Origin of the sequence: Aurantimicrobium photophilum, from assembly GCF_003194085.1 — a bacterium.
Classification (GTDB): domain Bacteria; phylum Actinomycetota; class Actinomycetes; order Actinomycetales; family Microbacteriaceae; genus Aurantimicrobium; species Aurantimicrobium photophilum.
Window position 1 is genome coordinate 1,427,404 of sequence record NZ_CP023994.1, and the last position, 12,780, is coordinate 1,440,183.

Annotated in this window: 12 protein-coding genes and 1 tRNA gene; 7 read left to right on the forward strand and 6 right to left on the reverse strand. The window is 53.5% G+C overall.

What is annotated here, in order from left to right:
• Positions 1-15 precede the first annotated feature (15 nt).
• Entirely contained in the window at positions 16-174 is a 159-nt protein-coding gene (locus AURMO_RS08930) for a DUF5993 family protein (RefSeq protein WP_162532701.1), read from the forward strand.
• On the forward strand, positions 174-872 hold the full coding sequence (locus AURMO_RS07130; RefSeq protein ID WP_204163608.1) for a disulfide bond formation protein B: 699 nt from the start codon (positions 174-176) through the stop codon (positions 870-872). Before AURMO_RS08930 ends, AURMO_RS07130 begins: the two co-directional genes overlap by 1 nt.
• Here AURMO_RS07130 and AURMO_RS07135 read toward each other — a convergent pair.
• Together AURMO_RS07135 and AURMO_RS07140 are read right to left on the reverse strand one after the other, a co-directional pair.
• Positions 869-2,083 carry a hypothetical protein gene (locus AURMO_RS07135; protein WP_110234440.1) on the reverse strand — a complete coding sequence of 405 codons (1,215 nt, stop codon included), beginning with the start codon at positions 2,081-2,083 and terminating at the stop codon, positions 869-871. The two genes, AURMO_RS07130 and AURMO_RS07135, sit on opposite strands and share 4 nt — an antisense overlap.
• A gap of 136 nt (positions 2,084-2,219) precedes the next feature.
• The gene (locus AURMO_RS07140; protein WP_110234442.1) at positions 2,220-3,398 is read right to left on the reverse strand and encodes a leucine-rich repeat protein; all 1,179 of its coding nucleotides are present in this window, start codon (positions 3,396-3,398) and stop codon (positions 2,220-2,222) included.
• A gap of 99 nt (positions 3,399-3,497) precedes the next feature.
• Here AURMO_RS07140 and AURMO_RS07145 point away from each other — a divergent pair, with 99 nt between their 5' ends.
• From AURMO_RS07145 to AURMO_RS07160, 4 genes are all read left to right on the forward strand, one after another.
• Positions 3,498-4,133, forward strand: a complete 636-nt coding sequence (locus AURMO_RS07145; RefSeq protein WP_110234445.1) for a response regulator transcription factor — start codon at positions 3,498-3,500, stop codon at positions 4,131-4,133.
• A complete protein-coding gene (locus AURMO_RS07150) occupies positions 4,126-5,814 on the forward strand; it encodes a sensor histidine kinase (RefSeq protein ID WP_162532702.1) in 1,689 nt (562 codons plus the stop codon). The genes AURMO_RS07145 and AURMO_RS07150 overlap by 8 nt, the downstream gene beginning before the upstream one ends.
• Positions 5,811-7,409, forward strand: a complete 1,599-nt coding sequence (locus AURMO_RS07155) for a sialidase family protein (RefSeq protein WP_110234450.1) — start codon at positions 5,811-5,813, stop codon at positions 7,407-7,409. The genes AURMO_RS07150 and AURMO_RS07155 overlap by 4 nt, the downstream gene beginning before the upstream one ends.
• A gap of 47 nt (positions 7,410-7,456) precedes the next feature.
• Positions 7,457-7,530 (forward strand) — tRNA-Lys (locus tag AURMO_RS07160).
• A gap of 41 nt (positions 7,531-7,571) precedes the next feature.
• On the opposite strand, the gene AURMO_RS07165 is transcribed toward AURMO_RS07160, so the two are convergent.
• From AURMO_RS07165 to AURMO_RS07180, 4 genes are all read right to left on the reverse strand, one after another.
• Positions 7,572-8,213 carry a DUF998 domain-containing protein gene (locus AURMO_RS07165; protein ID WP_110234453.1) on the reverse strand — a complete coding sequence of 214 codons (642 nt, stop codon included), beginning with the start codon at positions 8,211-8,213 and terminating at the stop codon, positions 7,572-7,574.
• A gap of 55 nt (positions 8,214-8,268) precedes the next feature.
• Positions 8,269-9,252 (reverse strand): pirin family protein, encoded by a 984-nt coding sequence (locus AURMO_RS07170; RefSeq protein ID WP_110234456.1) that lies wholly within the window; start codon positions 9,250-9,252, stop codon positions 8,269-8,271.
• Positions 9,253-9,365: 113 nt separating this feature from the next.
• Complete coding sequence (locus tag AURMO_RS08935; protein ID WP_162532608.1) at positions 9,366-9,848, reverse strand: histone; 483 nt, start codon at positions 9,846-9,848, stop codon at positions 9,366-9,368.
• 127 nt (positions 9,849-9,975) lie between these two features.
• On the reverse strand, positions 9,976-11,172 hold the full coding sequence (locus AURMO_RS07180) for a CapA family protein (protein ID WP_110234458.1): 1,197 nt from the start codon (positions 11,170-11,172) through the stop codon (positions 9,976-9,978).
• A gap of 63 nt (positions 11,173-11,235) precedes the next feature.
• On the opposite strand from AURMO_RS07180, the gene AURMO_RS07185 reads away from it, so the two are divergent.
• Positions 11,236-12,780, forward strand: a complete 1,545-nt coding sequence (locus AURMO_RS07185) for a glycosyltransferase (RefSeq protein ID WP_110234460.1) — start codon at positions 11,236-11,238, stop codon at positions 12,778-12,780.

Consider the following 12,780-nt stretch of genomic DNA (forward strand, 5'->3'; position numbering starts at 1 on the left):
GGTTAGGGTGAAGTCATGGACACAATCGTCTTCGCGCTGATCTTGGTATCAGCCTTACTCATCATTTTTGTCAAGAAGCGTTGGGTCGTCGTACTCGGCTACTCCATTGCTTTCGTGGCCACGGCTGCCTTGTTCGCGCACCACGTCACCAGCACCCTGGATTTGAGCTTCTAATGAGTGAGATTCACGTGTCTGCGCTGCAGAGCGAAAATGCCAGCACCACTGTTGTCGTTGGTGACACCCGCATTGTTGTTCCCGCCCCCACCAAGCCTCACCACATCCTGTTGGGCAAGCTGGGCTTCTGGGCACAAATCGGCTTCATGCTTGCCTACATCGGAGTGCTCTCTGGTGCGATGTTCTACTTCCAGTTCGGCCTGGGTGAGTACCCCTGCCCACTGTGCATTACGCAGCGCATGGGCATGATGCTCTCCTCGTTAGGTGCACTGTATGTCGTAGTGGGCTCACTACGAGGCAGGCTTTCTCCTTCAGGCTTTATGACTGGTCTCGGCTTTGCCATCCTTGGAGCGCTGTTAGGCGCAGTGATGTCTATTCGCCAGATCTTGCTCCACATCATGCCCGGTGACCCCGGCTATGGCGGAGCCGTTCTCGGCCTCCACCTTTACACCTGGGCTCTGGTGAGCTTTGTTGTGGTGTTGGTCTTCGCGGGTGTCTTGCTCACCTTTGGTACCGAGTTCTTGCCCGTTCGCCCCAGCTCCACGTTTGGTCGTGTGGTGGCGTGGGTTGTCATCGGCATCTTCCTGTTCACGGTGGTGGCAAACCTTGTCGCAGTCTTCGCCCTCGAAGGCTTCAACTGGTACCTGCCTGATGACCCAACGAGCTATGAGCTCTTTAATCAGCTGGGGTGGAACTAATTCCCTTGCCCTTCAGGAAAAATTAACCGACGAATCCGACCGTTTTTCACACGTGGGGTTTTGCGTGACTGAATGGCCAACCAAGTACCGACCGCTGCGGCACTGAGGCCACCAATCAAGAAGATAAAGAGATTGAAACCTGTTTCTGCCAAGGCCGCAATACATGGTTGAGGTGAGCTGTTCCCTGAAGAAGATCCTCCACCAGATGAACCAGCTAGAGAGCATTGACCAGGAGTTGTTCCCCAACCTGCGTAAGTTGTGCAATCAGGTAACCCCTCGATAAGCCGACCAGAGAAGTTTGCATAATCTGCATTCTGCGAAATGACAGTAGCTTTAGCGGCAGCACCAGCAGCACTACTTACTGCCGATGGCAAAACCATGTTCGTATAGGTAAGGAGGTGAGTGGTTGAATCGGGAGCGAAATAGTTTGGTGCTTTTGTTCTAAGTTTTGCTCCAGATCCTGCATATGGATTGCCTTGATTGTTTGTGTTATCGGTGAAGTAGTGCTCAGCTTGCGCTTGTCCTGTCCTTGCCCATGCGTTAGTAACAGCTACAGCGCGGCCATCCCCCATACCTTGAGAAAAGTAAGTGGCGTCTTCCCAGAGCCAGCCCACGAATGGGCTGTTGATGGAATCAACAAACCACTCAGCTTCTTCATGGCCTAGATATTGACCTTGCCAATAATCCGTATGCAGATTGGGGAAATTGTGAAGTTCGAGATCTGGAATTACCTCGTAGTTATTCGATGAATTCGTAATTGCAATTGCCTGCCTGAGAAGGTATCCCGATGCCGTTCCTGGAAACAAAGTGAATTGCAATTGTGCTTTGAGATTCGGATATCCGGGTACAGCTAATTCAGGGCAGAGGATGTCGATGGCACCTGAACTTAGTTGAGTAATCTCAACGTCGGTGGCAAGAGTGCTGGGATCACTGCAAAGAAAATAATCTCCCCCACTACCTGTGGAAGGGTCGTGAGAAAAACTGAACTCATTGGGGTAGGAGAGGTAGCCGTCAGAGTTCCAGTTGTCGTTGACATCCCATGCGTACTGAAGGCCATATTGATCGAATTGCCACTTTGCATCCCCAACGATGAAAATTCCACCTGTTGGCCAGCTGAGGGGTGTCGCTTGAGCACTCACTGTCGGCATAAATGAGAAAAGTGAGATGAAAACGAGTGAGGCAATCCCACTGAACAATTTACTGATGGACACTTCTCAACCAATCTGAAGAAATCAACTTGTGATTGAGTCTGATATTTCGTCAGCCGCGAGTCCGCTTTATGGCCGAAACTTTCGGGGTAACCCCAAGAAATGGCTTCAAATAATGTGAGTAGCTTCGAGAGCCTAGTTAGCGCCTTGAAGAAAATCGAGAAGCTAAACCGAGAATCAAGACACCAGACAGGGCAAGCAATACCCCAGCCCACATAATTTCCGACTCATCTCTGCTCCCTGTTGAGGCAAGCTGTGGTGCGTCGGTAGCGATGACCCATTTAGCAAAAGCTTCTGTATCTGAGTAGAGAGGGACACCAAAATTAAATTGTGTTGTGAACGTGTTGGAGGTGTACCACCCAGCAAAGTCATAACCAACACGCGTGGGAGTAGGCGGTGGTAAGACAGTTCCGCCGTATGTCGTTTGCACAAAAGGTACGGACACGCCTCCGCCTGCATGGAGAGCAACTGCACAGTACGCAGTTGCACTGTAGCCATTCCATTGCCCCGCCACGATAGAGGAAGCGTAGGGGCAGGTGAATCGCATCTGGACACCGTTACTGAAAGCTGGATTGTTATTGCTCAGTGCCGGTGGTGCGCCCTGAAAAGTTACTGGCCCGAGTGCATTAGTAAATGCCCCGGAGCCAATCCACGTCACATTTCCAGGAATATCAATATCAACGAGAGGGCTGTTATAAAACGCAGCATCCCCAATCGTGGTGACTGTAGCTGGTATATCAACATGTGTCAGAGAGGTGTAACTAAATGCGTTGTCTGGAATCACAGTTAGTTGAGCCAGAATCTGGAGTTCGGTCAAAGTGGGAATATTGCAAGCTACACACGTTCCTAGTGAAGTAACTGAACTAGGAATCACAAGACTTTCCAAGTCCGTATCCCACAAAGCACTCGCCCCGAGTGTCAACAACCCTTCGTTGAGCTGGATATCAGTAATGCTCGAATGACTAAATGCGATGTCCCCGATACTCCTGATAGATGCTGGGAGAAATACGTGACGGATTGTTGAATTGTTTTCAAAAGCTTGGAACCGGATTGCAGAGACTGAATACTCTTGCCCTGACACTGTGATTGTTTCTGGCGGTGCCAACGTATCCCCGAGAGCACCGTCCTCACCGAGAATCGTTGCCCCTAGATTTGGCTGGCCGGGATCATAGGAATAGATGATGTGCCCGATAGTCACGGTTGGCGGAGAAGCTATCGCAGATTGTGCTGATACTGAAACGAAGAACAATCCCACTAGTGGGGAAATCAGGTAGGCCAATATCGACATTCTTCTAGTCATGGTTTCAGCGGACCACACCGTGCGAATCTCATACGTCTTTTTCTGATGAATGTAGGGGTAGCCCTAATTGCCAGGCGACAAGACAGCCGTATGAGGTGAAGCGGGGATACTTAACTCATGCCCACCACAGCTCTCGTCATTGAAGATGACGACCTCATGCGTGTGAGCCTTGTTGCTGCACTCGCTTCGGCTGACGTCGACGTGGTGGCCAGCGCAAAGACGAGTGCCGAAGCACTGGAACTTGCGCACACCCTCTTTCCTCAAGTTGCCTTGGTAGACCTGCACCTCGGCCGGGGTCCTACGGGCGTGGATGTTGCCCACGAACTTCGGAAAAACGATCCCCGCATTGGCATTGTGTTCCTAACCTCTTTTGAAGATCCGCGCCTCATTGCAGAGACCAAACCACTTCCACAAGGTAGTCAATATTTGCTCAAAAAAGACGTGGGGAGTATCGACGAAATTGCCGAGGCGATCACAGCGTCGCTGGAAGGAAAGAACCGCAGAATAAGCACGGAGCTTCCCAGCAATATGAGTCAACTCAGTGACGTGCAGTTGGAAACCCTCCGCCTCGTTGCTCAAGGACTCAGCAACACCGAGATTGCTCGGCGCAGGCAAGTTACGGAAAAATCCATTGAAGCCAGCATTACGCGCCTGCTCAAATCTCTGAACATTCCCAGAGACGAAGGATCCAACCAGCGCGTGCAACTCGCTCGTCTGTATTTTGAGTCACAAGGATTCTCCTCACATGAATAGAACACGCTCGCGTTTTGGTGAGCGGGTGGGTTCCAGCTGGAGTGGCTACCTTCCGTTGTGGGCAATTGCGATCACCGTGTGGTGCGTGAACTCGACGCTGTTGTTAGGTTTCGCTCTTTCCCCGAATCAGTTCGGTGCTGCCGTTGCCGCTAATGGCACAGCCGCAGTCGTTCTCCTGCTGATCGGGGCGTCCTGGCGAGCTCTTCTGAAGAGAAGAACAGTTGTTCAACCTGTCCAGCCGTGGGTTGTATTCCTGGTTGGTGCCTTCACTGGTCTGGCCAAAGGTCTCACGACATATCTAGTGCTGTGGGTTCTCACAGATGTTCCCGTGACGTTCTCTGCGCTGGTTCAGAACACATTGCCCGCTGTCGTGATTGGGCTCTGGCTTGTTCCTGCCTTTGGCATTCTGGGTTCCATACGGGCTGACTACAACTCAGAACGTGAGCAGCTCATCAGCGAAATGGTGGCGCATGATCTCAGTGCCGCAACCACGCGCTACTTAGATGAGGATATTGCGCGTTTTGTTGTGCGCGCCAAGGAACAACTTGATCGTGCAGGCGATTCTCCCGACTTGATGCGCACTGCACTCGTGGAGCTCGCTGAGCGTGATGTTCGCCCCATGAGCCACAAACTCTGGCAACAGGAAGATGCCCAGATAGATTCATTTCGCTTTCGCGACTTGGCTCTCAACGCGATAAAACAACATCGATTCCCTGCCGTATGGACAAGTGCGTCCTTGTTTATTTCACTGCTGTTTTTACAGATACCCCTCGTCGGCCTTCTCGATTCTTTACAACGAAGCCTTTTTCAATCGTTCGTCACACTCCTCGTGTTGTCACTGGGCAGACTGCTTCCTTTCCGCGGCTCGGTGAGTGGCCCACTGATCTTTTTCTTATTTCCTGCGGTGGCGGTGATAGCTATCGAAGTGCTGACCCTCCAGCTCGCGGGACCCCTGCCGGGGGTCACGAGCTGGATCGCGGATGTCACTCTCTACGTTGCCCTGATCATGACCTTGTTGATTCTGGGAATAGTTTTCTCCGCCCGGGACACCCATGAGGAAGTCCGTGATCGCCTCACTGCACTGCGATCTGATTCATTGTCTACGGATGTTGACCGAATCATTTACCTCTTGCGCCGCCGAGAAACAGCAGAGTTATTACACGGCTATGTGCAGAACCAGTTGCTTTCGAGTTCTATAAAACTCGGCACGACCCCTCATTCGTTATCGGATGTCAAGGCACACATCACTTCGATGTTCACCGAACTCGAACGAGGTCAGTTAGCTCCGGGAAGTTCTTCGACCCTCACGTTGCAGTCAATGAAGGAGCAACTGACGGAATCCTGGCGGGGGGTGATGGATATCACCATGTCTCTTTCCTCTCGTGACACATATTCTCCTCGTGAAATTGTCCTGATTGACCGACTCGTCACAGAGTGTGCCTCGAATGCCAGAAGACATGGCCACGCAACGACACTGCATCTTGACCTCACCAGCACAGCAGATAGTCTGACGGTGGTCGCCAGCGATAACGGCGTTGGTCCCGGATATGGTGCACCTGGTCTTGGAACTGCGCTGATGGCCAGTTTGTCTGCCGGCAACTGGTCTCGAAAACTCTCCGCCTCACAATCCGGCACCACCGTAACGTGCACTATTTCCAGAGTGAAAGAATCAACATCATGAACAAGCCAGCCCACAGGTTTACCCTCTTGCTCGCTGTTGTAGCAGCACTAGGTAGCGTGTTGTTCTTTCCCCACATCGCAACTGCCACCCCAACATGGACAGACGATACTCAAATTACGGCCAATGGAGCGACGACAAACCAAGCTCCTCTTTTCCTCAGCGGCAGTGATGGCTCCATTACCGCCATCACTGTTGAGACGGTGAGCTCTACCTACAGTGTTCTCGCCCGCCGAAGCACCGACGGTGGTGTCACATGGGGCGCCCCAACTGTGCTCTCTGCCTCGGGGGTTGCAAGTGCTGACGCAACCGTAGTTAGGCTCAACAACGGACATTTTGCAGTTGCTTTTGCCGAGGCCTCGGGAACCTCTGGAGTGAACCAGATCCGTTTGGTCACCAGCTCCAACAACGGTCTGACGTGGGGCTCTGCGCAAACCATCAGTACGGCTGGTGGCGCTGCATATGCAGCCAGCCACCCACATCTGGCCGCCTTTGGCACTACTGAACTTGTAGTGGGATTCCAGCAAAGTGATGGCGCACACGACCGAGCTATCGTTCGATACAGCCAGTCTCAACTGCAGAGTTGGACGCAAGGGCAAACTCTCTCGGCTTCCGGCTCCGATGCACGCTTTGTTACCCCGGTTGTAAACACCTCTGGAGACATAGTTGTGAGTTGGATTCTGGTGGCGTCCGACACTACACAGCAAACTCAAATTGCGGGTTCGTCAAACTGGTCGACGGTCACAACGCTCACCAGCAACGCCGTCGCCGGTGTGCCCCACGTACCTGCCGTTGTTGCATTACCGACTGGTGCTTTCGTCGTGTTGTGGGCGGATCCTGATTTGAACCCAAGCTATACAGTTACCGCACGAATCAGTTCCAATGCCGGATCAACATGGGACGTGGGAATCCCGATTAGTAGCACGGCATTCCCAAATGAAATAACTGCTGTAGTCACAGCAGATGGTGGCATTGCGGCCGCATGGAGCATGGGCACCGGTGGCTATACCTACATTCAAACCAGCTATTCATCTCCCACATCTACTCCCTCACCTTCTCCGTCAGCCTCACCCTCGTCGTCTTCCTCAGCTTCACCCTGGCCCACAACAACAGGCGCTGGATCAGCATGGTCAACTCCGCTAAATATTTCGCCCAGTGTGACAGGCCAGTTCTACACCAACCCCCAACTTGCCCTCAGCCCCGATGGAAAAGTTGCAATGGTGCTGAACCAGAATGTTTCCTCGACTTTTGCAACCGGTTCGTCCGTGAGCACTGACAATGGCGCAACATGGCCTCAAGGCGTGCAGTCCATCACGAGTTGGCAATCATCCCCAAGTAGCATCAGCTCAGTTTCTATTGGGGCACTGACCGGACAAGGCTTTATCTACGGTTGGCAAACCACCTCAAATGGAAACCCCGATAAGGGATTTGTTCGTGTGTATGGCTGGGAAGCTTCCTCAAGTTCAAGCTCAACGCCCGCACCCACGTTGCCTGCGACGGGGTCAGTTTTGTGGGCCACAGGCTTGTTGAGTATTGCTTTCTTTGGAAGTGGCTTGATCTTTTGGGCCGTTACAGCTCGATCCCGCGCACGACGATAAGTAGTGCTCGGCATCTGTTCTAAACTAGAAGAGCACTTATGTGCGGCGGGCCTCTAGCTCAGTTGGTTAGAGCATCGGACTTTTAATCCGAGGGTCAAGGGTTCGATCCCCTTGGGGCCTACAATCAAGAATCCCTCACCTGATGGTGAGGGATTCTTTGCATTAGGACTTGTTACTCAACGATGAGTTTCGGCTCTGGTTTTTCATAAACCGCCAGGACAGGAATATCACCAGAGCCGGGTAAATGGCCTGACTTGTTGTGACAGCACGTTCCCAGAATCCTGCAGTCTGGATTTCGGGATTCGTCCAGATTGCCAAGAACCCGATTGCAATAGCTCCCAGCACAAGCGTCGCAACAATGGAAGCAAGCGGTCGAACGATGGGTGGCCATTCGCGACCAAGCCGCATGCCAAACACGGGCCATATCGAAAAGATGACGAAAGAAATCGTGGCAAACACTCTGTGAGGCTCAGAGACTCCCACCAACGGGGTGGGGAATATCGTGAGACCAATCGTTGCCAGTCCGCCCAGGAAGATCAATACTCGGGCTGGTTTGGCTAACACCGTGAATCTCAGCGCGACAACGATGTCGATGAGTGCGCCGAGGATAAAGAAACTCGATTGGAGATATCTCACCGGAGATTCAGGTGATGCCAATTCACTAATGGTTTGGACAATGGGGTCATAGCCAGGCCAGAGTGCTGCCGACAAACTCCAGCCCAGGACTGATTGAACTGGTCCCACTACGGCCAAGACAAGCAACAATCGACTGACCTGGTGAGGGTGAATATCGGCTTGAGTCATGTTGCCCCTTTCGCATGAAAGCTTACGAGGCTATCCACTCACCTGCTGGAGGACATTAGTGCCTGTGGTGGAAGGGCTGAAGTGCATCGTCAGGAATCTGACCGAAACGTCCGTAATTGAAGTCTTCGAGCGCTTGCACAACTTCTGCCTTAGTGTTCATCACGAAGGGGCCATAGGCAACTACTGTTTCGTTGATGGGCTGGCCACCGAGGAGCAGAACATCCAGTGCACCATTGCGTGCATCCTGAACCTTGTCAGCTGTGAGAACAACTCGATCTCCATCAACCATGACAGCTAGGGTTCCTGCAGCAATCGGTGCCGCCGAACCTCCGAGCTCACCTTCGCCCACAGTGCCTTGACCTGCAAGCGTGTAAGCAAGAGCATTGAACTCAGGATTCCATGGGATCGAGACAGATGCTCCCGGAGCCAAGGTCACGTGAGCAATGGTCATCGGGGTCTGCGACTTACCAGGTCCCACGTAGCCATCAATCTCACCGGCAATGACGCGAATGAGTGCACCACCATCTTGGCTAGAGAGCAATTCAACATCGCCACCAGCAAGGTTCTGGTAGTTCGGTGCCGTCATCTTCTTCGCTGCAGGCAGGTTGATCCAGAGCTGAATGCCGTGGAAGAAACCACCAGACATCACCAGCTCGTCTGGCGGTGTCTCGATGTGGAGAACACCGGAGCCAGCGGTCATGTATTGGGTTGCACCGTTCTCGATGATGCCACCACCACCATGGTTGTCCTGGTGCTGGAAGGTGCCATCGATCATGTACGTGAAGGTCTCAAAACCACGGTGCGGGTGCCATGAGGTTCCACGAGGTTCGTAGGGGGCGTATTCCACCTCACCCATCTGATCCATGTGAATAAAGGGATCAATGTCTTGGTAGGAGACTCCGGCAAAAGCACGGGTCACCGGGAAGCCATCCCCCTCAAATGCCTGGGGTCCCTTGGTCACTGACTTCACCGCGCGTGCACGGCCAACGGCAGGTGCAAGGTGGGGAAGGGTGAAGGTATCAGCGGTTACAGCAGGCATCGTGTGCTCCTTATTCAGCTATCTCTGAGGATAAGTCCCGCGCGGAGAAACGTATTCCCGAAAACAAAGATGGCATCCCCGAAGGGATGCCATCTCGTGAGCGTGAGCTCGAATTACTTCTTTGCTGCAGGCTTGGCTGCTGCCTTTGCAGGAGCCTTCTTTGCTGGAGCCTTGGCAGCTGGTTTTGCAGCAGCCTTGGGGGCAGCCTTAGCTGCGGTGGGCTTTGCTACAGGCTTCTTTGCTGCGGGCTTTACTGCTGCCTTAGGTGCTGCTGCCTTAGCAGGAGCCTTCTTTGCTACGGGCTTTGCTGCAGCAACGGTCTTCTTGACGGTTGCAGTGGTCTTCGCTGCATCCTTCTTGATGGTGGTAGCTGCGTGAGCAAGATCCTTACCAACAGAAGCCGCAGTCTTTGATGCGTCCTTCTTGACGGTGGTGGCGACCTTCTTGGTGGTGGTTGCTGCCTTCTTCGCAACAACAGTTGCGTCGGCGGTGACGTCCTCAACCTTGTCAGCGACTACAGCAGCGGTTGCACCAGCCTGCTTTGCGCCTGAGCGGAAAGCCTTCTTAAGGGAGGAAAGGAAAGATGACTGAGCCATCGAGATAACACTCTCATTTCATGATTGGGTGTGGGAACAAAGTTCGTACTTAAGCGTAACCTGAGTGTTTCTTATGAGACCTGAGGCCAGTCGCGAGCCGTAACAAAGGGAGCCTGTGGCGTTCGGGCTACTTATCCTGCGTCACAAGCCATTCATGAGCGCCAGCAGCTTCAGCGCCCATGGCGTTGACAGTGGCACGGGTGCGTTCGCGCACTCCAGCATCGAACTCAGGAGATTGACACACACCTTGAGGAGCATCCGAAGCCACCGAGCACCAGCGATAGACGCCGTCCTGCTTATTGGTGGCTGGAGCCCACGCCATGTCACTGACCGACCAGGTGCCATCTGCAGCCTTGCTGAACTGTGCACGCATAATGAGGAACTCATTGTTCACGGGATAGTCACCGGAAGATTCGCTGATTCCATTACCCAAGGAGTAAACAATCCACTTGCCGTTATAAAACTCCATGGGTTGGATGGCGTGAGGGTGGTGGCCATAAACCATGTCGAACTGGCCGCTATCAATCAATGCGTGTGCATTGTTGATCTGCTGAATGTCGGCTTCGTTCGAGTATTCAGTTCCCGCGTGCTGGACACCAATAACCACATCGGCGCCCAGTGCACGCGCCTGAGCTGCACGCGCAATCATCACGTCAGGATCTAGTGGGTAGTTCACCTGCCAGTCGAATTCGTTGTAGTTGCCATTGACAGAGAAGGTGTGTTCAATGAATGCCACCCGCCCTGCAGGGGTGTCCATGATGAGGACCCCGTTGGCCTCCTCGGGTGAACGGTAGGAACCAGTGTGCTTGAGGCCGTTTTGATCCAAGACATCTAGAGTCCTCACAACACCGGCGTAGCCCATATCAACAGTGTGATTACTGGCGGTGGTGCAGGCGTCATACCCAATTGCTTTGGTCGTGACAGCTAACTCCCACGGAGTATTGAAAATGGGGTAGCCAGTGGGAGCTTCACCAACTTGAGCAAAAGGTGTCTCTTGGTGACACATCGCGATATCTGCTTTGTTGAGATATGCGCTCTGGCCCTGCAGAAGTGGCATGAAGTCGTAGTTACGGCCGTTGGCATCAGTCGGAATAACTGCTGGCTTCCACAGTCCTGCGTGGAAAAGCATGTCACCGGTTGCGGTGATGGTGAAGCAGTCATCGGTGGGACATTCTGGCCCGATACCGGGGTGAGCCGTGGGAGTGGGGGTCGGCTTCACCGTCTTGGTTACCGTGGGCTTAGCCACCGGCACTTCTGGAGCGCACGCTCCCAAGGTCAACCCCACTGAAATAGCTAACAGCCCTGCAATGATTCCCCGCTTCATATCCTTATTCTGACAGAGCACCGCTACCCCGGTTTGTTTTAGAGGAACAAGTAGCATGAGCAGGTGAGTCCAACCGTTCTGCCTTCCTCCAACTACGTCAGCGTCACCTGGGGAATCCGCACAGACTCTGGTGGTCTCACCGTGACCTTGCTTCATCGCGCAGGCATCATGAGCCAGGCAGGTGCCGGCCATGTCACGGTCCTCACCTTCGATAACTTCCCTGACTACGACCAGGTTGAGGTTGAACTGCGCAAAATGGGACGTCTCTTCGGTGACGTCTCCATTCGCAATTTATGGGATTGGCTGCGTACTGAACAGATTCCTGACCGGTCTACGGGTCCGTCGACCACTCTCGATAAAGCATTCACTCCCATTGCCGACAGTGACTCTTTTGAATCAACCTTCCGTGGTGACAAGGAAATCTCTCGCACGCGCTATGCCGCCGATGACGTGACGGTGCTGCAGGTGGATCACTTCCGTGAAGATGGCACCTTGATGCTCAGCGACCGCCGGGACTTCCGCGAGCGCGGAGTCCGAGGCGGACGCCGCATCATCCTGTGTGATGTTGAGGGAAAGCCCTACAAGCTCTGGAAGGTCGCCAACGACTTCTATCACTGGGCGCTTGACCGCATGAATGGCAAGACTCCCACCACCTACATCGTGGACAGTAAGACGGCAGTAAACATGTTCATTGAATACCGTCGCCGCAATGCGTTGACCGTGCACGTGATCCAGGGTGCACATGTGGAGGGCATCACATCTGATGGCCGACCCATCCTCAGTGAAGCCCGCAGCAAGAGCATTCAGAATCTTCCGGCCTATGACCTCGTGGCAACACTGACCAAGCGTCAGCGTAAGGATGTCACCGACATCGTCGGTGCCAGCCCCAACCTGGCGGTCATACCTAACTCAGTGCCACTTCCTGATCCCAGCTCCATCACACTCGAGCGTCCTGTGGACCGCGGCATCGTGGTGGCGGCCTTTGTGCCACGCAAGCGCGTTCACCTCGCTATTGAAGCTGCCAGTAAGGCGCATGCAACTACCCCGCTTCACCTCGATGTTTATGGAGATGGCGAAAGTAAGTCAGAAGTTGACGCCATGGTGAACGCCGTAGATGCGACCCGCTTTGCTACCCTTCACGGCTATAGCACCACTGCTTTGGGCGAGACTAAGACCGCGAGCTTTATTCTGATTACCTCAGAAACCGAAGGAACTCCTCTGGTTCTGCTGGAAGGCATGGCCGCTGGCTGTATTCCTATTTCCTTTGATATCCCGTATGGCCCCAGCGACATCATTGTGGACGGGGTCAATGGTTTCCTCATCCACGACGGAGACACCGATGCCATGGCAGCAGCCATTGTGCGTCTACAGTCGCTGCCTGCCGAGAAGGTCCTTGCCATGCGCAAGGCTGCTATCGACTCCGTGCAGTCATTCAATGATGCTGCGGTGCTGGAACTCTGGAACAAAGAGCTCCGCAAAGCCTGGAAGCACAAGAGTGCAGCCTGGTGGCGAGCTCTGCGGAAGTGGCAAGCAACGAATGCTGAAAAGGCGTATGCTCGCCGCGCACCGGAAATTGGACCCAAACTTCCTCCTGAACCCAGGCGATAG